Genomic DNA, 20,804 nt, shown 5'->3' with positions numbered 1-20,804 from the left:
ATCATCATGCGTTTCTCGGTATACCTGAACGCCCAATCCCCGGGGCCCGACCACGACCTCGACGTGATCGACGCGGTCACGGCGCAGGCGATCCTCGCCGATCGCAGCGGGTTCGCCGGGGTGTGCCTCACCGAGCACCACTTCACCGGCTACAACACCTACGGCAACCCGTTCACGTTCGGGGCGTACCTGGCGCCGCAGTTGACGAACGCGCACGTGGTGGTGTCGGTCGCGGTCCCGGCGCTGTGGAACCCGATGAACTTCGCCGAGGCGTGCAACACCCTCGACATCCTCACCCGGGGCCGGTGCATCATCGGCGTCGGAACGGGAGGGTCCCCCCAGGAGTACAAGGGGCTCGGCCGGGACCCGGTGCAGCGCGGCGCGCTCATGGACGAGGTCATCCGGATCGCGGAGCAGGCCAGGCGCAAGACTCTGGACGACCCGGACCTGGAGTACGCCACGCCGCACTCCCAGGGCGTGCTGACCCGCCGGATCATGCCGGCCTCGTACACCGTGCCGGGGCCGCGGTTCGGCCGCGCCGCGCTGTCCGACGAGGGCATCGCCTACACCGCCGAGCGCGGGTGGGTGCTGATGACCGCCCGCGAGGCCGTGCCCGAGACCGCCCGCAAGTGGCGGCTCTACCACGACACGCTGAACGCCTCCGGCCACGACGAGGAGACGCTCGCCTTCGCCCGGGAGTGGTCGATGGTGCAGAAGATGGTCTACGTCGGCGAGACCGACGAGTCCGCACTGGCCGACGTTGCCGGGCCGCTCGACTACCTCGCCGAGCAGTCGAAGAAGTCGTTCGGCGGGACGGCGGCGGCGGCCGGGTTCAAGTCCAGCATCGTCGGCGTCTCGGCCGTGGACCGGGACGACTTCCTGAAGAAGGCCATGATCGTCGGCAGCCCGGAGACCGTGGCCCGCGAGATCAGCGAGTACGAGGGCATCGGCGTCGGCCACATGACGCTGGTCTTCCTCTACGGGCAGATGAGCCCGGCCCTCGGCGCCCGGTCGCTGCGCCGCTTCATCGACGAGGTGATGCCCCGGTTCACCGACCCGGTTCAGACCGCCGAGCACGTCGCGTACTCCGCCACCACCAGCTGACCGACCCCATCCGTCACGAAAGCCGAGAAAGGGAACCTTGTGACCACCCTGCAGAGCAGCACCGAGACCCCGCTCCAGCCCGGCACCTGGACCATCGACGCGGCCCACTCGCTCGTCGAGTTCTCCGTACGGCACATGACCGTGGCTCGGGTGACCGGCCGTTTCGGGGCCGTCAACGGCGCCGTCGAAGTCCCGCCCGGCGACCCGCTCGGCGCGACCGTGCGCGCGGACATCGACGTCTCCTCGGTGAGCGCCGGTCACCCCAAACGCGATGAGCTGATCCGTTCCGCGGACTTCCTGGACGCGGAGATCCACCCGGTCATCACCTTCACCGGCGGCCCGGCGGTGCCGACCGCCGACGGGCGCTGGAACGTCCCGGGCGGCCTCACCATCAAGGGCGTCACCCGGCCGGTGGTGCTCGACACCGTCTTCGGCGGGGTGATCTCGCACCGCGGCGCCATCCGGGCCGGTTTCTCGGCCGCCACCGAGATCAACCGCAAGGACTTCGGCGTCACCTGGAACGCCGCGCTCGACTCCGGCGGCGCGATCGTGTCGGACCTCGTCAAGATCACGCTGGAGATCGAGCTCGTCCTCACCCAGTCCTGACCGACCGATCGGAGACACGAATGAATCTCGGAATCGCCGGTTCCACGGCCGTCATCTCCGGCGGCAGCACTGGGATCGGCAAGGCCGCCGCCGCAGCGCTGCTCGCCGAGGGTGCGGGCGTCGTCCTGCTCGCCCGCACCAAGACCACCCTCGACGAGACGGTGGCCGAGCTGCGGGCGCCGGGACACCCCGGACCGGTCGTCGGCATCCGGGCCGACGTCACCGACCAGGCGTCGGTCGAGGCGGCGGCCCGCCAGATCGAGCTGGAGTTCGGCCGCGTGCAGATCCTTGTGATCGCCGCCGGGCACCGGATGCGCCGGCTCGACCGGCAGCTGTTCTGGGACGACGGCGACTGGGTCGCCGATCTGGACGTGAAGACCGTCGGCATGCTCCGGACCATCCGGGCGCTGCACCCGCTGCTGGACAAGACCGGCGCCGGCCGGATCGTCAACATCGGCGGCGTCGCCGGCGAGACGGTCTGGGAGGGTGCCCTCACCCACGGCCTCAACAACGCGGCCATGCATCACGCCACTCGTTACCTGGCCCGCGACCTGGCGCCCGAGGGGATCACCGTGAACGCCGTGGTCCCCGGCCTGGTCGCCACCGAGTGGCGGGTCGGCTGGGCCGCCGCGGCGGCGGGGAAGGCGGGCAGGACGACCGAGGAGTTCCTCGACGCCTACCTCGCCAAGCTCGGCGTGCTGCTCGGCCGGTGGGCCGAGTCGTCCGAGGTCGCCGACGCGGTGGCCTTCCTGGCATCGCGGCGGGCCGACTACATCACCGGCACGTCGCTCGTGGTGGACGGTGGGATCACCGTCAACGCGCTGTAGATCCGGAGGAAACCCCCATGATCGAACACATCGTCGTCGTGAAAGCGCGACCGGGCAGGGAGGAGGCGGTGACCGAGGCGCTCGCCGAGTTCGCCGCAGGCATCGCCGTTGTGCCGGGCCTGATCGAACTGACCGTCGGCCCGAACGTCCACACGCGGTCCCTCGACGCCGGGGTCACGCACGGCATGCTGGTACGCCTGGTGGACGAGCACGCGCTGGACCGCTACCAGAAGCACCCGGTCCACGCCGCGCTGCTGCCCAAGCTGGACGAGACCTGCGAGGGCCGGATCGTCCTGGACTGGGTCGTCGAGCGGGACGCGGCGGGGGCGGCGGCGTGAGCGTGTTCCGCAGCCTGGTCGCCGCGGCGCTGCCGACGGACTTCGATCCGCGCAGCCACACCCCGCAGGAGCGGGCCAACATCGACCTGATCCTGCGGCTGCGGTCGGTGCCGTTCGCCGAGCGCAAGACCTTCATGCGCCCCGGCATGCGCCACCACCGCTGGGGATTCGCGTCCTTGGCGGACATCTCCGGAATGAAGGACGGCCGCGGATACGACGCCCACTCGATCTCCGACCGCGTCGACACGATCGAGGACATCATCGCCAAGGACGACCGCGTATGGGCCGTCTGGACCCTGCGTGGCACCCACACAGGCCGGCTCTTCGGCATCCCGGCCACCCACCGGCGCCTGGAGGTCCTGGAGTGCGGCGTGTGGCGCATCGAGGACGGCCTGGTCGCCGAGGCCTGGTTCCTCGGTGACGAACTGGGCCTGCTCCGCCAACTCGGCGCGCCCATCACCGCGGAGCTGCTCGACATCCAGGTCGACGGTACGACCCCGTAGCGGCGTACTCCATCGCGCCGGTCCCGATACTGCGGCCTGCCGAAAGTCCGCCTCCGACACGCCTTCTCCACCACCGCGATCATCGAGCAGCACAGTCTCCAACCGGCGCACACCACGGCCGCACAGCTCCTCTTGGTCGGGAGCTCTGCGGCCGTTCGCGATCCCGTTGACGGGGACGCTGCCTCGGTCGCCCGACCGGCGAGGTCATGCGCCTGCCTTGTGGGTCAGCTTGGCGATGTCGAGGATGACCAGGCCGCGAAGTTCGAGGCGGACGACGCCTCGGCCGGCGAGTTCGGACAGGGACTTATTGACGCTCTCGCGTGATGCCCCGACGTAGTGTGCGAGTTGTTCCTGGGTGAGGCCGTGGTCGACGCGGATGCCCTCGTGCGTCTGGGTGCCGAACTTCGTGGCCAGATCGAGGAGCGTGCGGGCGACGCGGTGCGGGATGTGGCCGTGCAAAAGGTTTTCCAGGGCGTCGTTGATGCGCCGAACCCGGCGGGCGAGCAGTTGCAGGAAGTGCCATGCCGCGTCGGGCTCCTCCTGCATCCAGCGGCGTACGGCCGACGCCGTGAACTCGGCCAGGTCGAGGTCGGTCAGGGCGGTCGCCGTGGCCTTGCGCGGCGCCGGGTCGAACAGGGTGAGCTCGCCGAGGAGGTCGCCAGGGCCCAGTACGGCCAGGAGACTGTCGCGGTCCGCGCCGGCGGGGCGGGTCATCCCTATCTTGCCGCGCATGATCACATACATCGAAGTGCCGAGATCACCGAGCCGGAACACGACCCCGCCGCGTTCGAGATGCCGCCGCTGCGCCACCTTCTCCAAGGTGAGGGCCGCATCCGGACGCAGCCCGGCGAACAGCACGGTATTGGTCAGGATCTCGTCCACGCTTCAATGGTATGAGTCGTTCACGATGCATACCACGGTTCGGCATTCGTTCTTGTGAGAGATGGGCGCCAGGAGAGCCCGGTCGAGGGGGGATACCCAGGAGGGTGCAGGCGTCGCGCTGGCCAGGGGCGGGGCGGAACAGCCGGTCGGTGAAGTTGCGCCGGTGCGGGTTGCAGCGCTCCCCGAAGACCACGTTGATCGCCTCGACGTCGTCGGAGCCTTGCTCGTAGAGGTACGTGTTCGCAGGCACCACGATGTCGTTCTCCGGGATGCCCGACGCGAGGGTCTCTAACTGTTGAGGGTTTCGCTTAAGGATCCTTGTGGATGCTGTGTAGCAGAGCGTGTGTGGATCTGTGGGTCATTCCGCCCTGCCTCCAGCGATGGTGTGATGTTCATGCGGGTTTGGGGTGGTGGGTGCGGCCGGGGCCGTACGTTATCTCGTCATGGAACTTCTTCGGTTGGCGGTGGCTGCGCGGCGGGTGGGTGTGCACCCTGGCACGCTGCGGCTGTGGGCGAACGAGGGCAGGGTTCCGGTGGTGTGGGTGGGGCGTGAACGGCGTTTCTCCAGCGAGGCGTTGGACGCTCTGACCGGCTGCCCGGGTATGGCCGGGCGGCGTGAGGCGCTGTATGTGCGGGTTTCGGGCACCAGCGGGCAGGAGTCGTCGCTGGCCGCGCAGGAGGCCGAGCTGCGGGCATCCGCTTCGGGGGTGGTGGTCGCGGTCTTCAAGGACCGTGCCTCGGGGCTGCGGGAGTCACGGCCGGGGCTTGACCGGTTGTTGAAGCGGGCCGCGAAGGGTGAGTTCACCCATGTGCGGGTCACGCACGGCGACCGGCTGGCTCGTTTCGGTGCGGGCTGGTTGGTTCAGGTTCTGGCCCATCACCGGGTCGCTGTCGAGGTGTTGCATGCCAAGGGGGCCACCCGGGGGGATGGAGGAGCTGTTGGACGATTTCATGTCGCTGGTGGCTACCTTTGCCGGTCGCATGTACGGGATGCGCTCACGCGAGGCGCGTCGGCGGCTTCTGGCTGAAGCCGAGGGCCGCATGGATCACCCTGTCCCCGGAGCCGGAGCCGGAGCCGGAGCCGGAGCCGGAGCCGGAGCCGGAGTTGTGGGTGGCGGGGGTGGCTGAGTTGATGGCGACGGCGACGTGCAGCGCCTTCCGTGGTGTGCTCGAGGACAGTGGTGAGCGGGTGGGGCAGCGGGTCTTGCTGGAACGGGTGGGGTTTTGGGCGGAGTTGAGCCGGGAGCTGACTGGCGCTCTGGTGGCTTCCCGGTGGGATGAGGACTCTCTGGACGTGCTGGCCGCCGGGGTGGATGAGCGGGGCGAGGCGCTGCCGTCCAAGGGGTGGATGGCGATGCGCCGCCTCAACTGGCCGCAGGACGTCACGCCTTTGGCGGGGGTGTATGTCTCGGACCGGGTGCGGCGGGCCGCCGAGGAGTACGCGGCGCGCACCCTGCGGCTGGCCCTGCACCGGCGCAGTATCGTGACCGCGGTCCTGGCCACGTGGCCCGCCGATCCGCGGCGGCGCACCGAGGCGGAATGGGCGGCGTTGCGGGCGGTGCTGCCTGCTGGGGTCAGTGGTGCGGAGATCCGCAACCGCACCCGCCAGGTGCGTGCGTACGTGGCCGGGCACGGGAAGCTTCCCGCCGGATTGTGCGTACTGGAGGGCCCGCCGCAGGTGGCTCCGCAGGTGTTGCTGGCCGCGATGGACCGCCAGCAGGTCACCCTTCAGCGGGTGGACGAGGCGAGTGCCCGGTTGCGGGTCAAGCTCCCTCTGCAGGCGGCCCCGGCCACGGGCCGGGACTGGGCCTGGCACGTGATCGATATCCGCCTGCCCGGTACCGTCGCGCCGGACGCGGTACTGCACACCCCGACCCTGCGCCCCACCCCGGCCAGGAGGATCGCCGTCGACCTGCCGCACTCCCGGCCCGCCCCGGCCACCAGGGCGAGCGGGCATACCGTGGCACTCGGCTTCGACTGGGGTGTCAACACCCTGCTCACCGGCACACTCGGCCGCCTGACCGGCCAGGGACAGACCCGGCGGGTGGTCACCGACGGCCGTCCCCTGGTCTTCGACGCCACCACGGTCAGCGCCGCCCTGCACCGGCTGCGGGGCGTCCGCGAGCACCTCGCCGCCAAGCGCGACCACTGCCAGGCCCTCGCGGACGGACTCGGCTCCCCCCACCTGGCCTGGGGCGAACACCTCGATCGGGCCCGGGTACTGGAGGTCGAGCACGGGCGGGTGTGTGCCCGGATCCGGCACTTGAATGCGGCGCTGGCCTGGGCGGCGGCCCGCTGGGCCGTCGACCAGGCGGCAGCGCTCGGCGCGAGCGTCATCTACCTCGAAGACCTGGCCACCCTGGAAGCCCGCGGCCACCGGCGAGGCAACGCCCGCCTGTCCGGGCAGGTGCGCGGCATCGTGGCCGAGGCGATCCGCCACCTGGCCACGAAGGCGGCCATTGCGGTCGTCACCGTCCCGGCCCGGGGCACCTCCAAGCTGTGCCCCGGCTGCCTCGGCAAGCTCACCCACCACCCGGCCCCCGACCGGCCGGCCGAACGCGGCTGGAAGTGGGCACACTGCACCCGTTGCGGGCTGTCGATAGACCGCGATCACGCCGCTGCCCGCCGGATCGTCTCCCGCGGCCTGCTCGGCCAGAGACACACCACCACCGACCGCGCCACCAACACCCGCACCATCCGCACCACCGTGGACGGCACCGTGACCCTGGTACGCCGCCCGAAGAAGACCACCCGCCGTCTGCGCCGCAGGCGCCAAGCGGAACAGACCCCGCCCCGGCCCCGCGGGCCGAAGACCACCGAGGGCAAGGGCCACCCCACCCCCGGCAGGCCCACCGGCCCCCGGCACCAAGGCGCCCCGCACGCCGCCCAAGGACAGGTCCCGGGCCAGAAGACTTCCCGCCGTATGCCCGACGTGCGTACGGTCCCCGCCACCACCCCCACCGGGGTGGTCCAGCGTCCGGCGGGGCATGACACCACGACACCAGCCGCCGTATCCGGGCCGGTGCCAGGTCATGGAGTACCCGCACCCCACCAGCCGGAAGACCATCTCCCGGTCGGCCGGGTGCGGCTCTCACGCAGAACCTGTCGACGACGCACCCGCGCCGCCGAGCGGACCGGCTTCCACCACCTGCACGCCACCGAGGCCCACCCCCTCACCCCAAGGATCGGACCACCGGACGGCAACCGCACACGGCCACGCCGCGCCCGAAAAGCCCGGAAACCACAGGCACACACAGAGTTCTAGAGACGCTCCTGAGGCAAGGACGGCCCGAACCTGCCCGTCAGGGAGCCGCGTTGAGCAGGTCCAGCGCACTCTGCTGCCGCGCCGCGTCCACCTTGTCCAGTGGCCCGTACCAGCGCAGCCCGTACTGGTCGAGGGCGTTGCGGTCGCTCCCGTACCCGCGATCCGCCTGCCGCTGCAGGTAGGCCGTGTACGGGTGGTCGGCGAGTACGGCGTTGAGCTTGCGCCGTCGTCAACGACGGTCGCCGTACGATCTGTACGTGGACGGCTCGAAGATCGCTCGCAACCCGACCCAGCCGTCGACCGGCATCGCCACGCTCGGCAAGCACTTCGTCCTCGGCGCCACCCGGTTCGACGAACAGTTCGGACAGGGCTTCTACGGCTGGATCGGCGACACTCGCATCGTCGGCCGGCCCCCGTCCCCCCGCCAGTTCCTGACCCCCTTCGAGTAACCCGGATACGACATGGCCCGGCATCCGGTCGCGCAGGCGGGCAGCGGATGCCGGGCCCGGGCGGCGGCCTGAGGGAACTTGGCCACGTCGCACGTCAACAGAGCAGCGCTTATGCGCCGTTGGCGAGGAGCCGGGACGGGTCCAGAGCGACGGGAAGCTTCTCCAGTCCCCGGAAGGCGGGGAACGGAACCTTGAGCCATTCCGCATCGTGTGCGGGAAATGCGAGATCGACGGCCGGGAACCGTGTGAAGAGCGTGGTCAGGGCGATCTGCATCTCCATCCTGGCCAGCGGCGCACCCAGACAGTAGTGCGGACCGCTGCCGAAGCCGAGATGCGCGCTCTGCACGCCCGGCCGCCGCACGTCGAACGTGTCGGGGGACTCGAACTTCTCCGGGTCCCGGTTGGCGGAGGACACCGCGATCTGGACGAGAGCGCCCTTCGGAATGGTCGTACCTCTGATGGTGATGTCCTCGAGCGCGTGCCGGAACGTCGCGTTCTCCACCGAGCCCTCGTGGCGAATGATCTCTTCGATCGCGTTCGACAGAAGGTCCGGGTCGGCCAGGACCTGCTGCAGCTGGTCCCGATGCGTCAGAAGGTTGAAGACGGCGTTGCCGATGAGGTACGCCGTCGTCTTGTGGCCGGCGAAGCTCAACACCCAAAGGGTCGACAGGAGTTCGCCGTCGGTCATCGCTCCCTGCTCGTCCTGGGTGCGGATCAGAGCACCGAGGAGATCGTCCGATTCCGTCTTGCGCTTTCGCGCGATGAGTTCGGCGAAGTAGTCCCGCAACGACCCCTCGGCCACCGCCAGTCGTTCCTTGTCCTGCTTGCTGAACCCGGTACGCGCCACCACGGCACACCACTTCTGCACGTCCCCCCGATCCTCCTCGGGAATTCCGAGGAGATCGCAGATGACGGTGAGAGGAAGCGGAAAGGCGAACGACGACAACAGATCTACGGGTTCGCGGGTGGAACAACCGTCCAGCAGTTCGTCGGTGACCTTCTGGATGCGGGGACGCAAGGACTCGATTCGGCGCGGAGTGAACGCACTGTTGATGATGCGCCGCAGTCGCGTGTGCTTCGGGTCCGAGAACAGCATGTTGTCATCGAGCGCGATGGACGAGTCGCCGAAAATGGTGTGGTACTGGTCGATCGCCGCGTACATGTCCTTGCTGATACGCGGATCCGTCAGAGCCGCTTTCGCGTCGTCGTACCGCGTGGAGTAGTGGGTGAACATGGTACGCAGCGCCCGCACCGTGAATCCGATCTTCCCGCCGTTCTCCGCGGCTTCCGCGATGATCGGGTACAGGCGGGAGGCGCCGGCCGCGATGTGCTGCTTGCCCGCGCGGGCCAGCGACGACGTCCACTGCCTGCGGCGCTTGCCCTGGGCGTCGGTGACGGTGCGGGTGGAGCGCACCGTGTTACGGCGGCGCACCCGCGCGACCTCACCGCCCTTGGTCAGCCGCGGAACGCCCACCGCATCGACTCGTCACCGTGCGAGGTGGACCAGCGCAGTAGGTGATTCCACACGCTCCGTAGCTTCGTCGTTCACTCCTGCAGCGGCCGCTGCTCCTTCTCCCACACCCTGCGCCTCGGCCCAGTCGAGCCAGGCGGGCGCGGTGAAGTAGTGGTGGACGTCCACGCGGGAGGTTCGGGCGTCGTCGTCGGCCGGGGCGGACGCCGAGGGGTGAGGTGATATCTTCGCGGGCTCTTTCTTCGTTCAGAAGCGGCGTTCAAGGGGAGGCACTCAGACGCGCCCGTCGGATGCCGTCGCCAGCGGCTGCTCCGCCGCGGCTTCAGTCGCGGCGTTCGGTGGCGTCTCGCGGCGAAGCACCGTCATCAGCGTGTCCGTGAGGGCCCGCTCCGGGTCCGGTACGAGCCTGGGCGACCGCCATGCCACGAAGCCGTCGGGGCGGACCAGGACGGCACCGGACTCCGCCGTGCCGTGCAGCGCCGCCCAGTCGGACCCGTCCTCGGGGACCAGGTCGTGGTCCGCGCCGACGACGTAGCCTTCCACCGGGATGCCCAGGCGTGCGGTGACACCGCGGGCCGCGGTGCGCCAGGCCTCGCCTCCGGGGCCGGTGAGGACGACGAAGGACCGTTCGTAGAGGTCCAGGGTGGAGATCCGCCGGCCGTCCCGGGTGGTCACCCACATGTGGGGGGCGCGGCTCCCGGGGACGCCGCCCAACTGGAACCGGTCGGGCACGATCGCGGCGTCCGGGTCGGCGCCGACGACGGCGCCCGGCGGGTAGCGATAGCACAGGGCCACCGTCATCGCGTCGGCCGGATCGTCGTTGCGCTTCTTCTCCGGGGTGTAGCCCGGGTGCTGTTCCTCGCCCGCCTGGAACAGGGCGCGGGCGGTCGTCGCGAGCGCGACCGGCCGACGTTCCGTCTGGTAGGTGTCGAGCAGCCCCGGTCCGGCCCAGCCGCGCAGGACGGCCGCGATCTTCCAGGCGAGGTTGTGGGCGTCCTGGATACCGGTGTTGGAGCCGAAAGCCCCGGTGGGGGGCATCTCGTGCGCCGAGTCACCGGCCAGGAAGACCCGGCCCTCGCCATAGCTGTCGGCCACGCGGTCCGCCGCGTGCCAGGGGGCCTTGCCGGTGACCTCGATGTCGAGGTCGGGGACGCCCGCCGCGGCGCGGATGTGGGCGACGATGCGCGCGTCGGTGAAGTCATCCAGCGTCTCGCCCCGGTCCGGGGCCCAGGGGGCGTGGAAGACCCACTGCTCGCGGTTGTCCACCGGCAGCAGGGCACCCTCTCCGGCGGGATCGGTGATGTAGCACACGACGAAGCGCCTGTCGCCGACGACGTCCTGCAGCTTCTTGCTGCGGAACGTGATGCTCACGTTGTGGAACAGCGCGCCCGGTCCCGACTGGGTGATGCCCAGCCGCTCGCGCACCGGGCTGCGGGGCCCGTCGGCGGCCACGAGGTATCGGGCGTGCACGATGCGCGTCTCGCCGCTGTCACGGTCCCGTACCTCCGCGTGCACTCCTTCGGCGTCCTGTGTGAAGGAGACCAGCCCGGTGCTGAAGCGGATGTCGCCACCGAGGGAGCGGGCGTAGCGCAGGAGGACGGGCTCGAGGTCGTTCTGACTGCACAGACACCAGCCGGACGAGGTGATCTGCGACAAGGACGGACCCGTGTCGATGGCCTTGACGATCCACCGGCGGTCGCCGCCGGAGAGCGTGCTCACCTGGAGGACTCCGTCGTTTCCGGCCAGGGCGCCCGCCGCGGCGCGGATGTCCTGCTCGACGCCCGCGGTCCGGAACAGCTCCATGGTGCGCAGGTTGTTCCCACGGCCGCGGGGGTGGGTGGACGTCGCGGCGTGATGCTCCACGAGAAGGTGCTCCACGCCGAGGCGGCCGAGAAAGACTGACGTGGACAGGCCCACCAGGGAGCCGCCTACCACCAGAACTGGTACGGATTCCACGGCTCGTCTGCTCATCAGCTGATCCCCTATCGTCTGTCGTCATCGTCTGTCGTCCGAAGCCGAACGCCCCAACCGTGGGAAGGGGCGACTCGGGGCGTTTCCATTCGGCATCAACTCTTCGCCCGCTTCACGGGCCCCGCACCTCCTGTTGCTCCGATCGCGACGCCGCGTCCCGGCGCCGCCCCGGACGGGCTAAGGACGTTTACTGGCGGCCGCCCGCCGGGAACCGTCGAGGCCATGACGCGAACACCCACGCAAACCGAACCCGGATCCGCGGACCCCGTGGCCGCCGCCTCCCGATGCACACCCGACTTCCGCGCCAATCCGCACCCCGTGTACGCGGAGTTGAGGAAGACCGCCCCGGTGTGCCCGCTGCAGCCGCGGCACGGCGTGGAGACCTATCTGATCACCCGCTACGACGACGCGCGCGCCGCGCTGGCCGACCCCCGGCTGAGCAAGGACATGTACGGCGCCCTCGACGCGTACCACCGCATCTTCGGCGACTCCTCCATCGCGCTCGACGACAACATGCTGTTCTCCGACCCGCCCAAGCACACCCGGCTCCGGAGGATCGTGCAGGGCGCCTTCACCCCGCGCCGCGTGGAGTTGCTGCGCCCGCGTATCCAGCAGGTCAGCGAGGAACTGCTGGAGCGCTGTCCGACCGACGCGTCCGTTGACCTGCTCCCGAACTTCGCGTTCCCGCTGCCGCTCCAGGTCATCTGCGAACTCCTCGGCGTGCCGGAGGACGAGCGCGAGCGCGCCCACCAGTGGGCGGTGACCGTGGCGAAGACCGGATTCGGCCCGGAGGCGAAGAAGGCTCTGGAGGAGGCTGAGGGGAAACTGCGCGACCTCCTGGTCGACCTCGTGGCGCGAAAGCGCAGCACGCCCGGCGACGACCTGATGAGCGCGCTCATTGCGGCCCAGGACCAGGACGGCGCTCTGACGGACCATGAGCTGGTCTCGACGGCGTGGGTGCTGTTCTTCGCGGGTCACAAGACCACCGCGTACCTCATCGGCAACGCCGTGTACCACCTGCTCTCGAAGCCGGACCAGCACCGCGCGGCCCTCGCGAGCCCCGAGGCCCTGAAGCAGGCCATCGAGGAACTGCTGCGGTACGAGGGGTCGGTGGAGAGCTCCACCTTCCGCCACGCCACCGAGGACATCCCGATGCGCGGTGTGGTGATCCCCAAGGGCACCCTCGTCCAGATCGCCATTACCTCCGCGAACCGCGACCCGCAGGCGTACGCCGAACCCGACCGGCTCGACGTCACGCGCACCGGAGGCCAGCCCCACCTGGCCTTCGGCCACGGCCCCCACTACTGCATCGGGGCGCCGCTGGCCCGCCTGGAGATGCACATCGCGCTCACCACGCTGTTCCGCCGGTATCCCGAGATCACGCTGGCCGTGCCCCCGCACGAGGTGCGCTGGCTGACCGTGCCCTTCCCGGCGTTCCGCGGACTCGTCGAGCTGCCCGTGGTGCTCGATCCGGAGCGGATCGCCGACTGAACGCATCGCCGACTGGCCGGATTCATACGGTCGGGGTCCCAGTGCCGCTGGCATCCGGGGGCCCGTCGGGAATCTATGAGACCTGCACGCCGAACCCGGCACCCGTGCACCGCACATGTGGGTCGCGCGCAACGGCGAGACGGTCTCCACCATCGATCTGTACGAACGGTCCTTCGTCGTTCTCTGCGGGCGTCCTGACTGGCGTGCCGCTGCCGAGACGGTGAGGGCGAAGCTCGACGTACCGCTCGATTCCTACACCGTCGGCAAAGGCGCGGAATTCGACCTGGACACCGGTGACGGACCGGCCTGGGCGCCGGTGCACGGCACGACATCGGACGGTGCCGTCCTCGTGCGTCCTGACGGCTTCGTGGCCTGGCGGGCGGACGAAGCGCCGTCCGACCCGGAGAAGTCACTGACCGACGTGCTTCTCAAGGTTCTCGGGCGCTGACCGCACAGCGCCCCCGAAGCAGCAAACCCTCTGACACGACCACAGGAACGGGAATTCACCCATGGCAGGAATACAGACAGCGGCAGGCGTAGCCCCGGCGGCCGGCACGGAGAACTCCATATCGACGGAGGGTGATGCGCGCCGCGCGCGCGTGGACGTACACCACCACTACACGGCGCCGGAATGGATCGAATGGGCCGAGGCGAAGGGCATAGCGCATCGTCAAGCCCTGCCGCCCTGGACGCGGTGGGACGTCGACACCGCCCTGTCGGTGATGGACCGGGCGGGCATCAGCACCAGCGTTCTCACCGTCGCCATGCTGGGCCGTCTGCAGGACCCGAAGACACGCAAGGAGAGCGCCCGTGTGGCGCTGGGGGCCGCCGGGGACCTCGTCAAGAGCCACCCCGACCGCTTCGCGTTCTACGCCCCCGTCTTTCTCGACAGCCCGGACCTGACCACTTGGTCGCTCAGCCATGGAATGGACGAGCTGGGAGCGATCGGAGCCAGCGTACGGACCAGTGCGAACGGCACGTATCTCGGAGACCCGTCGCACGACAGGATCCTGACAGAACTCAACTCACGGTCGGCCGTGGTCAGCACGCACCCGATGGACATTCCCCGCGGGAACATGGCGCTTCAGGGTGTTCCACCGTTCCTGTGCGACTTCCTGATGGACACCACGCGCGCGGCCATCAATCTCATCCTCAACGGGACGCTGGACCGCTACCCGGACCTCACCTTCATCCTTCCGCACGGCGGCGGCTTCCTGCCCTACATCGCAAGCCGCGTCGAGCTGTTCGGCGGCCATCTGACCCCGAAGGTGGACAGCGCCAGGGTCCGCGACTACCTGCACCGTTTCTACTACGACACGGCCGGCCCCATGTCTCCCGCTGCCACGCCGACCCTGCTGTCCGTCGTGGACTCCTCCCGCATCCTGTACGGGAGTGACTGGCCGCCCACCCCGTCGCACCTGGTCACGGACGTCACCGCACCCGCGCTGGACGAAGATCCCGCCCTCGACGAGGACCAGCGCCGTCGCATCAACCGCGACAACGCCCACCGTCTCCTGCCGGCCCTGACCGCAGGCCTCCCTCGGCACGCCTGAAGGCCCGTCACGCCGGGCAGAGCGCGGCACGGAGCCGACGCGAGTGGTCAGTCACTCGCGTCGGCTCCGTGCCGCGCTACAGCACGCCGTTGGCCCCCCGGCCACGGTGATGTGTGCGAGCCGGTGGGGTTCGGAACTGCTGCCGTGTGACCGAGCCCAAGTGTGTTCTGGCGACTACGAGTGAGTGTCACTGTTGGGGTCCTCTGTGCGGGCGGGGATCCTCGTAGGGCGAATGGGAGTTTGCGCTCCGAACGCGTGACCTTTCTCGTGGTCGGTTCGTTGTGGGTGGTGGCGGATGGCCGGGGTGGGGATCGGGGGTGGGGATTGTGGGCGGGTTGCGGGAGTTGGCGGAACCCTTTGTGGTGCCCGGCCCGGCGGGGGTGGCGGTCAGGGCCCGGTTGCGGGTGTCGGAGACGGACGTGGCGGTGCTGCGGGAGGTCGGGGCGTTTGTGGGTGGGCTGGCCGCCGGTGACCTCGCACGGAGGTGCGGGCAGGGGCTGGGGCATGATGCCGGGTCGTGGGCGGTGCGCAAGCGGGAGCTGACCGGCTCGTCGTCGGCGCGGTGAGCGGGCAGTGTCACGAAGGCCACGCATGATCAGTGGGCGCGGGCCCGGCGCGGTCAGGCGGCGGAGCTGGCGTGGCTGCGCGGGCAGATCGTACGGATGGAGGCGCGGCTGGCCCGCCCGCTGGGCGCGAAGGCGGACAAGCGGGCCGGGTTGCCGCGGGGGTATGGGTCGCGGGCGCAGTGGCATGCCAAGTCCCGGCGCCTGCACCTGCTGCGGGATCGGCTGGTGCGGCTGGAGGCGGACTGGTCGGTGGGCCGGGTGCATGTGGTGCGCGGCGGCGATCGCCATCGAGGACCTCGACTTCACCGCCGGCACGTCCCGCGAGAAGCAAGGCCGCGACAAGCGTTTCCGCCGGCTCGTCTCCCGCTTCCCCACCGCCCGGCTGAAGGCGCGGCTGACGGCGATGGCCGCCGAGCAGGACATCGCGGTCGTCGCGGTCGATCCGGCCTACACCTCCCGGTGGGGCGCCCGGCACTGGCAGCAGCCACTGACCAGCCAGACTCGCAAGGTTTCCCGGCACGATGCAGCCTGCATCGCGATCGGGCGACGCGCCCTCGGGCACCCGGTCCGGCGACGGACGGCACCGCCCCGTACCCACCAGAGCGATGGGCACGGGCATCGGACCGTCCAGGCCCGACCGGACACCCGCAGGCGTGAGGAAACCCGCCACCCCGTCACGGACCGTGCACCCGATGCACGCGCCCGGACAGGGACACCCGAAAGAACGCGGGCGACCAGCACATCCACAACCGTTCGGGATGCGCGCAGTACCAGGATGTGGGGCGAGAACTCACTCCTGCGCACTGATTAGGAACGGTTCCTGGACGACCATTTTTCCAAGAACCCCACCGGCTCGCCCCCCACCTACAGGCGCTCGGCGAAGCCGACCGTCAGACAGCTCCTACCAGGCGACGGGCAGCTCGATCGGGAAGCGCCGGATCGTCTCCGCGTCCCAGCGCACTTCCTCCGGCCGTACTGCCAGCCGCAAGCCCGGAAACCGGCCGAGCAGCCGCCCGATGGCCACTTCCAGCTCCGCCATGGCCAGCGGCACGGCGATGCATCGGTGTCCGCCCCAGCCGAAGGTCATGTGCGGAACGGACGGCCGGTCCGGGTCGATGAACTCCGGGTCCGGGTAGCGCTCCGGGTCGCGGTTCGCCGTCAGGTACGACACATGGACGAAGTCACCCTTTCGGATGTGGACCCCGTTCATCTCGACGTCTGCCAGTGCCACCCGGGGAATGCCGACTCCCTTGCGGAAGGGGATGACGCGGAGCAGCTCATTCAGGACGTGCGTCAGGTCCTCCGGACGGCTGGTGAGGCGCTTCATCAGCTCGGGACGGGTCAGCAGGAGGTAGGCGATGTCGCTGATCTGACAGGTCGCCGTGTCCTGCCCGCTGAGCGTCAGCGTCAGCGCCATGACCGCCACTTCCTGGTCGTCGAGCACGTCATCGCCGTCCTTGGCGGCGGCCAATGCGCTGATCAGGTCCTTCCCGGGGGAGCTCCGCCGCTGTTCGACCAGTGCGCCGAAGTACGCCCGTAGCTCGCCCTTGGCGGTTGCCGCGGTCTCGCGGCTGTCGGGGCCGGTGGCGAGCAGCCGATGCAGATTCTGCTGCATGGGGGCCCAGTCGTCCCGGGGAATCCCGAGAAGGTCGAAGATGGTGTGCTGGGGGAGGGGGTTCGACAGGTGGTGTACCAGGTCCGCCGGCGGTCCCTGTACGGCCATCTCGTCGAGCAGGGTGTCCGCGAGCCGGGTGATTCTCCCTCGCATCCGAGCCACCTGCCGATGGGTGAACGCCTGTGACGCCAGACGGCGCAGCCGGCTGCTGTGCGGGGCGTCCATCACATTGATCGACTCGGCGGAGACGATGGGCTCGGGCGTCAGCCGCGGGTAGTCGGTTTGTACGATCCCCGCCCGGCTGAACCGCTGATCGGTGGTCACCTGCCGCACCCCGTCGAACCCGGTGACCAGCCAGGCGTCGGCGTCACCGTACGGTAGTCGGATGCGGGCAATGGAATCGCGGTCCATGAGCGCCGCCAGGGAGGGATCGAACTCCAAGCCCTCGTTGAAGTCGAATGGACATGTGATCGCCTCGTCGCCCGGGGTCATTGCACGGTTCTCCCTCACTCGCTGATGTGCTTATCCCATGCATAAGTCACTGCGTGGTAGGGGGCCACCGGTGTACCTCCAGTGCGGCTGCTCTGCCTTGGGGCACACCGGGTTCACGGCGTGCCCCAAGGGCGTCGGTTCGGTCAGTCCTGGTCGGTGTCGGTGTCGTGCGCGGCAAGGAGTACGGCGATACGGCTGGCGTGGGCGACGGCGTCGCTGACGCGGGGGTTGAAGAGGGCTTCGAGAGACCCGCGGTGGTGCGGGCTGAGGACCAGGAGGTCGGCCTGGAACTCCTCGGCGGCGGTGGAGATGGTGGTGGCGACCTCTGTGGTCAGGGCCTTGGCGACGGTGCCGTCGGCGTCGACGCCCATGTCGCGCAGTGCGGCGACGGCCTCGTCGGCGATGGCCTGGGCCTGCGCGTCGTCCTCCAGAGGAAGGACGGCGGCGAGTGTGGCCGACGTGGCGGCGACGTGCACGACGTTGACCTTGGCGCCGGTCAGCCGGGCCATGTCTCCGGTCAGGCGTACGGCCGAGTGGCGGGCAGGGCTGGGGTCGACGGCGACAAGGATGCGGTGGAACATGGACTTCTCTTCCTCTTCTGGGGATGTGCGGAAGACCTCTTCGCGGGACAGCCGCCGCGGGCGCCCGTTCAGAGCAGGGGACTACTCCTGAGCGCACACGGCGGCATGATCGAACACCGCGTTAAACAACGTGCCGGCGCCGGTGTGTTCCGAATGACGGGGGTGTTCTTGATCTCTGTTTCGGAAAATGACCGGCTCTCCGACGGAGAGAGCTCGGAAACTTCCGGGCCCAAGGCGCCGCCGCCCCGTTCCTCCCTCTACGGAGTGGGGCCGGACTGCACGGATCGGGGTCCGAACGGCCCAAGGGGCGGGGCGTCGCCTCCGGCGCTCGGGGCCCAATGCCGTCCGCTCGCATCGCGCCCGGGGTTTGCTGGTGCTCTGGCATCAGCTGCGTTCTCCGCTGCTCGGCCTGCTGATGGCCGCGGCCGTGGTCTCGTACTTCGTGGGCGAGCGCAACGACGCGGTGATCATCGGCGTGTGACGTGGTCGAGCTGCGGCTCGGCGACGTGGTCCCGGCAGACGTGCGGCTCCTGACCAAGGGGCCTCCCGAGGCCGTGCTGGAACGCTGCACGCAGGTGCCCGAGAGCGCCCGGCGTGCGCTGGAGGCGGAGTTTCTCGCCGGCAACCGGGCCTGCCTGACCCCGGTCGGCCCCCGCTCCGTCGGCCACCGCCACCTGCGCCGCCGCGCCAGCCGATTCAGCGTCGCCAGGTGACTGCCCCGCCCACGGCGGCGGGAGACGGGCACGACGAGCACCAGTGGGCGGGGACGGGTGGTCACACAGCAGGGGTGTCGAAGCCCTCGCCTTCGTGGAGGGGCCCGTCCGGTGAGGTTCCGAACGCGGTCGGCGGCGGACCGAGGGGTCTGGCCGGGGCCGACAGAGCCGAGCGGGCGGCCGGGTCGAGCAGCGCCTGGTAGGAGCCGACGGCCGGGATGCCGATGCTGCGCAGCGCCGCCCAGATCGTCACCTGGTTCGCGGACAGGACCGGCATCCGCAGCTCTGCCTCCAACTGCGGGATCACGTCGTACGTCGGCAGGTTGGTGCAGCTGATGAACAGGGCGTCGGCCCCCGCGGCGACGCCGCCGCGCGCCATGTCCAGCACCGCCTGGTACGGCACGCGCCAGATCTCCCGCGTCAGCCCCAGGTATTCACGGCCGGTGACGGCCACCCCCGCTTGGGCGAGGTAGTCCTCCAGGGCGTCGGTCAGCGACTTCGTATAGGGCGTGATGACCGCGACCCGACGGGCGCCGAACTCCGCCAGAGCGTCGAGCAACGCGCCCGAGGTGGTCGTCGCGGGCACGGGCACGACATCCCTGACCGCCTCGCACATGGCGCGTTCGCCGGCCACACCGCCGATGAAGCTGCCCGACGTGCACGCATAGGTCACCGCCTCCGGACCGACGGCGCTCAGGGCGAGCGCCGCGTCGCGCAGGGTCTGGTGCTCGCTGACCAGCCTGGCCATGTCCGGGGACACCTCGACGGGTACGTACGGTGTGCGGGCCAGATGCAGGGAGACGTGGTCCGGAACCCAGCGCCACAGCTCCCGGTCCAGGGCGAAGTCGAAGGGTGCGACGACCCCGACGCCTCGCTGGGGAGCGGGACCGCCGAGAAACGTGATGTCCATGGGAACTCCTTGTTGCGGAGCGTGGAGTGACGGCGATGCGTGGGGGTGGGGGCCTGCGTGGGGGAGCCCGCTGGAACAGTGTGGGGGTGCGCTTGCTGGAACTCGGGCGCGCTGGTGAGGGCCCGCGGACGGTGGAACGTGAACTCCGCCCGCACGTCAGGCGCCTCGTCGGCGAGCAACGGCGTGTCGGTACGGCCGCTCACGTACGCCATCTGCGGCAGACTCCGGCCCGAGACGGGCTGCTCGAAGAGTTCGAGGCCGTACTTCACTTCCGGTCCCGTGCCCTGGCGCAGCGCGGCGACGCGTTCGGCTTCGGTCTCGAACCGGTCGGAGCCGACGGTCAGGTAGCAGGTGCGGAAGCCGGCCGTCACTGTGCGCTCGTCGACGCCGGGAGTGGTGACCTCGGCGGCCGCCAACGTTTCGGTGGTCACGAGCGACAGTGTGAGGTCCGCCGCGACCACAGGACCAGCAAGGTTTTCCTGCGCCTGCCGTTAGTGTTTCTACATGTTCGAAGTACGGCGGCTCAGACTGCTGAGGGAGCTTGCCGCGCATGGAACCGTCGCCGCCGCAGCGGAGGCATGCGCGCTGACACCGTCGGCTGTCTCGCAGCAGTTGTCGTTGCTCGAGCGGGAGGCCCGCACCCCGCTGTTCGTCCGCGACGGCAGGCGGTTGCTGCTGACGGAGGCGGCAAAGGTGCTGGTGGCGCACACCGAGATCATCCTGGCCCAGCTGGAGCGGGCCCGCGCCGAGGTGTCGGCGCTCGAGAACCGGATGCAGGGCACGGTGCGACTGGCGGCGTTCCCGAGCGCGGCCAGTGCCCTGGCCGCGCCGGCCATCGCCGCCTGCCAGGCGTACCACCCGGACCTGAACGTGGAGTTGAGCGAGGAGGAGCCGCCGCGAAGCCTGGTCGACCTGCGGATGCACCGCATCGATGTCGCGATCGTGTACGAGTACAACCTGCTGCCGCGGCTGCCGCAGTCGGGCGTCGAGCTGGAGGCCGTGATCCAGGAGCCGCTGCTGCTGGCGCTGCCGCGCGGCCATACCCGGCGCGACGCCGAGGGCCCGTACACCATGGAGGCGCTGCGGGAGGAACGCTGGATCGCGCCGCGGCGGGACGACTCCCTGCGTACGGTGCTGGAGCGGGCCTGCGAGAGTGCGGGTTTCGACCCGCGGCTCGACTACACGAGTGACGACTATTCGGTGGTGCTCGCGCTCGTACAGGCGGGGCTGGGCGTCTCGCTCGTACCGCGCCTCGTGGTGGAGCAGTTGGCAGCGGACGTGACGCTGCGGCCGGTGGAGAACCTGCGACTGACCCGTACGGTCTCGATCGCCAGGCGCGCGGGCAGCGCGGCCGATCCGGCCGTCAACGCGCTGGTCCTGGCGCTGCGGCGGGCGGCTCGGCAGGGCTGAGAACACGGGGCGCGCGGATCGGGGCTGCCAGTACTTCGAAGCCCCGTTCGGGCAGCG

20 protein-coding genes and 2 pseudogenes are annotated in these 20,804 nt (G+C 70.0%); 15 read left to right on the top strand and 7 right to left on the bottom strand.

Annotated features, from left to right (window positions below):
- Positions 1 to 6: 6 nt before the first annotated feature.
- From ACFYXB_RS23400 to ACFYXB_RS23380, 5 genes are read left to right on the top strand one after another with little or no spacing between them, the layout of a single operon-like run.
- Positions 7 to 1,104, top strand: coding sequence for an LLM class flavin-dependent oxidoreductase (locus ACFYXB_RS23400; RefSeq protein WP_389585427.1), 1,098 nt, complete (start codon positions 7 to 9; stop codon positions 1,102 to 1,104).
- 39 nt (positions 1,105 to 1,143) lie between these two features.
- The gene (locus tag ACFYXB_RS23395) at positions 1,144 to 1,710 is read left to right on the top strand and encodes a YceI family protein (protein ID WP_389585425.1); all 567 of its coding nucleotides are present in this window, start codon (positions 1,144 to 1,146) and stop codon (positions 1,708 to 1,710) included.
- Positions 1,711 to 1,730: 20 nt separating this feature from the next.
- The gene (locus ACFYXB_RS23390; RefSeq protein WP_351364909.1) at positions 1,731 to 2,537 is read left to right on the top strand and encodes an SDR family oxidoreductase; all 807 of its coding nucleotides are present in this window, start codon (positions 1,731 to 1,733) and stop codon (positions 2,535 to 2,537) included.
- A 17-nt stretch (positions 2,538 to 2,554) separates the two neighbouring features.
- Complete coding sequence (locus ACFYXB_RS23385) at positions 2,555 to 2,875, top strand: Dabb family protein (RefSeq protein WP_389585422.1); 321 nt, start codon at positions 2,555 to 2,557, stop codon at positions 2,873 to 2,875.
- Positions 2,872 to 3,378: an ester cyclase gene (locus ACFYXB_RS23380; protein ID WP_389585420.1), complete on the top strand. Its 507-nt coding sequence runs from the start codon at positions 2,872 to 2,874 to the stop codon at positions 3,376 to 3,378. Before ACFYXB_RS23385 ends, ACFYXB_RS23380 begins: the two co-directional genes overlap by 4 nt.
- Positions 3,379 to 3,582: 204 nt before the next feature.
- On the opposite strand, the gene ACFYXB_RS23375 is transcribed toward ACFYXB_RS23380, so the two are convergent.
- Positions 3,583 to 4,260, bottom strand: a complete 678-nt coding sequence (locus ACFYXB_RS23375) for a Crp/Fnr family transcriptional regulator (RefSeq protein WP_351364918.1) — start codon at positions 4,258 to 4,260, stop codon at positions 3,583 to 3,585.
- 410 nt (positions 4,261 to 4,670) lie between these two features.
- Here ACFYXB_RS23375 and ACFYXB_RS23370 point away from each other — a divergent pair, with 410 nt between their 5' ends.
- Together ACFYXB_RS23370 and ACFYXB_RS23365 are read left to right on the top strand one after the other, a co-directional pair.
- Positions 4,671 to 5,288 (top strand): recombinase family protein, encoded by a 618-nt coding sequence (locus ACFYXB_RS23370; protein WP_389585416.1) that lies wholly within the window; start codon positions 4,671 to 4,673, stop codon positions 5,286 to 5,288.
- 92 nt (positions 5,289 to 5,380) lie between these two features.
- On the top strand, positions 5,381 to 7,525 hold the full coding sequence (locus ACFYXB_RS23365) for a zinc ribbon domain-containing protein (protein WP_389585413.1): 2,145 nt from the start codon (positions 5,381 to 5,383) through the stop codon (positions 7,523 to 7,525).
- A gap of 37 nt (positions 7,526 to 7,562) precedes the next feature.
- On the opposite strand, the pseudogene ACFYXB_RS23360 reads toward ACFYXB_RS23365, so the two are convergent.
- A pseudogene (locus ACFYXB_RS23360) lies at positions 7,563 to 7,745 on the bottom strand (glycosyl hydrolase); the annotation flags it as partial.
- 37 nt (positions 7,746 to 7,782) lie between these two features.
- Here ACFYXB_RS23360 and ACFYXB_RS23355 point away from each other — a divergent pair.
- Entirely contained in the window at positions 7,783 to 7,974 is a 192-nt protein-coding gene (locus tag ACFYXB_RS23355; protein ID WP_389585411.1) for a hypothetical protein, read from the top strand.
- Positions 7,975 to 8,083: 109 nt separating this feature from the next.
- Here ACFYXB_RS23355 and ACFYXB_RS23350 read toward each other — a convergent pair whose 3' ends face one another.
- A complete protein-coding gene (locus ACFYXB_RS23350) occupies positions 8,084 to 9,208 on the bottom strand; it encodes a cytochrome P450 (RefSeq protein ID WP_389585705.1) in 1,125 nt (374 codons plus the stop codon).
- Between the two features lie 510 nt (positions 9,209 to 9,718).
- Positions 9,719 to 11,416 carry an FAD-dependent oxidoreductase gene (locus tag ACFYXB_RS23345; protein ID WP_389585408.1) on the bottom strand — a complete coding sequence of 566 codons (1,698 nt, stop codon included), beginning with the start codon at positions 11,414 to 11,416 and terminating at the stop codon, positions 9,719 to 9,721.
- Between the two features lie 222 nt (positions 11,417 to 11,638).
- Between ACFYXB_RS23345 and ACFYXB_RS23340 the strand changes: the two genes are divergently transcribed.
- From ACFYXB_RS23340 to ACFYXB_RS23325, 4 genes and pseudogenes are all read left to right on the top strand, one after another.
- Entirely contained in the window at positions 11,639 to 12,907 is a 1,269-nt protein-coding gene (locus ACFYXB_RS23340; RefSeq protein WP_389585406.1) for a cytochrome P450, read from the top strand.
- An 82-nt stretch (positions 12,908 to 12,989) separates the two neighbouring features.
- Positions 12,990 to 13,355: a hypothetical protein gene (locus tag ACFYXB_RS23335; protein ID WP_351366354.1), complete on the top strand. Its 366-nt coding sequence runs from the start codon at positions 12,990 to 12,992 to the stop codon at positions 13,353 to 13,355.
- 61 nt (positions 13,356 to 13,416) lie between these two features.
- Positions 13,417 to 14,460, top strand: coding sequence for an amidohydrolase family protein (locus tag ACFYXB_RS23330; RefSeq protein WP_389585403.1), 1,044 nt, complete (start codon positions 13,417 to 13,419; stop codon positions 14,458 to 14,460).
- 326 nt (positions 14,461 to 14,786) lie between these two features.
- Positions 14,787 to 15,837: pseudogene (locus tag ACFYXB_RS23325) on the top strand (hypothetical protein).
- A gap of 90 nt (positions 15,838 to 15,927) precedes the next feature.
- Here ACFYXB_RS23325 and ACFYXB_RS23320 read toward each other — a convergent pair.
- Positions 15,928 to 17,133, bottom strand: a complete 1,206-nt coding sequence (locus tag ACFYXB_RS23320; protein ID WP_389585401.1) for a cytochrome P450 — start codon at positions 17,131 to 17,133, stop codon at positions 15,928 to 15,930.
- Positions 17,134 to 17,276: 143 nt separating this feature from the next.
- A complete protein-coding gene (locus tag ACFYXB_RS23315; RefSeq protein WP_389585398.1) occupies positions 17,277 to 17,714 on the bottom strand; it encodes a universal stress protein in 438 nt (145 codons plus the stop codon).
- Between the two features lie 187 nt (positions 17,715 to 17,901).
- On the opposite strand from ACFYXB_RS23315, the gene ACFYXB_RS23310 reads away from it, so the two are divergent.
- Positions 17,902 to 18,195 (top strand): cation-transporting P-type ATPase, encoded by a 294-nt coding sequence (locus tag ACFYXB_RS23310; protein ID WP_389585396.1) that lies wholly within the window; start codon positions 17,902 to 17,904, stop codon positions 18,193 to 18,195.
- 1 nt (position 18,196) lies between these two features.
- Positions 18,197 to 18,427, top strand: a complete 231-nt coding sequence (locus ACFYXB_RS23305) for a hypothetical protein (RefSeq protein WP_389585393.1) — start codon at positions 18,197 to 18,199, stop codon at positions 18,425 to 18,427.
- A 61-nt stretch (positions 18,428 to 18,488) separates the two neighbouring features.
- Here the strand turns inward: ACFYXB_RS23305 and ACFYXB_RS23300 are convergent, their stop codons facing one another.
- Complete coding sequence (locus tag ACFYXB_RS23300) at positions 18,489 to 19,337, bottom strand: aspartate/glutamate racemase family protein (RefSeq protein ID WP_389585390.1); 849 nt, start codon at positions 19,335 to 19,337, stop codon at positions 18,489 to 18,491.
- A 504-nt stretch (positions 19,338 to 19,841) separates the two neighbouring features.
- Here ACFYXB_RS23300 and ACFYXB_RS23295 point away from each other — a divergent pair.
- Positions 19,842 to 20,747 carry a LysR family transcriptional regulator gene (locus tag ACFYXB_RS23295; RefSeq protein ID WP_351362655.1) on the top strand — a complete coding sequence of 302 codons (906 nt, stop codon included), beginning with the start codon at positions 19,842 to 19,844 and terminating at the stop codon, positions 20,745 to 20,747.
- Positions 20,748 to 20,804: the final 57 nt, after the last annotated feature.

It is taken from the genome of Streptomyces sp. NPDC002619 (assembly GCF_042889305.1).
Lineage (GTDB): Bacteria > Actinomycetota > Actinomycetes > Streptomycetales > Streptomycetaceae > Streptomyces.
Note: the sequence above shows the minus strand (reverse complement) of the source record. Positions and strands in the feature narration are given on the sequence as shown.

Coding starts and splice junctions, on each gene's coding strand:
- ACFYXB_RS23400 (WP_389585427.1), top strand. CDS start 7: ATGCGTTTCTCGGTATACCTGAACGCCCAATCCCCGGGGCCCGACCAC.
- ACFYXB_RS23390 (WP_351364909.1), top strand. CDS start 1,731: ATGAATCTCGGAATCGCCGGTTCCACGGCCGTCATCTCCGGCGGCAGC.
- ACFYXB_RS23385 (WP_389585422.1), top strand. CDS start 2,555: ATGATCGAACACATCGTCGTCGTGAAAGCGCGACCGGGCAGGGAGGAG.
- ACFYXB_RS23350 (WP_389585705.1), bottom strand. CDS start 9,208: ATGTTCACCCACTACTCCACGCGGTACGACGACGCGAAAGCGGCTCTG.
- ACFYXB_RS23345 (WP_389585408.1), bottom strand. CDS start 11,416: ATGAGCAGACGAGCCGTGGAATCCGTACCAGTTCTGGTGGTAGGCGGC.
- ACFYXB_RS23340 (WP_389585406.1), top strand. CDS start 11,639: ATGACGCGAACACCCACGCAAACCGAACCCGGATCCGCGGACCCCGTG.
- ACFYXB_RS23330 (WP_389585403.1), top strand. CDS start 13,417: ATGGCAGGAATACAGACAGCGGCAGGCGTAGCCCCGGCGGCCGGCACG.
- ACFYXB_RS23320 (WP_389585401.1), bottom strand. CDS start 17,133: ATGACCCCGGGCGACGAGGCGATCACATGTCCATTCGACTTCAACGAG.
- ACFYXB_RS23315 (WP_389585398.1), bottom strand. CDS start 17,714: ATGTTCCACCGCATCCTTGTCGCCGTCGACCCCAGCCCTGCCCGCCAC.
- ACFYXB_RS23310 (WP_389585396.1), top strand. CDS start 17,902: ATGACCGGCTCTCCGACGGAGAGAGCTCGGAAACTTCCGGGCCCAAGG.
- ACFYXB_RS23300 (WP_389585390.1), bottom strand. CDS start 19,337: ATGGACATCACGTTTCTCGGCGGTCCCGCTCCCCAGCGAGGCGTCGGG.
- ACFYXB_RS23295 (WP_351362655.1), top strand. CDS start 19,842: ATGTTCGAAGTACGGCGGCTCAGACTGCTGAGGGAGCTTGCCGCGCAT.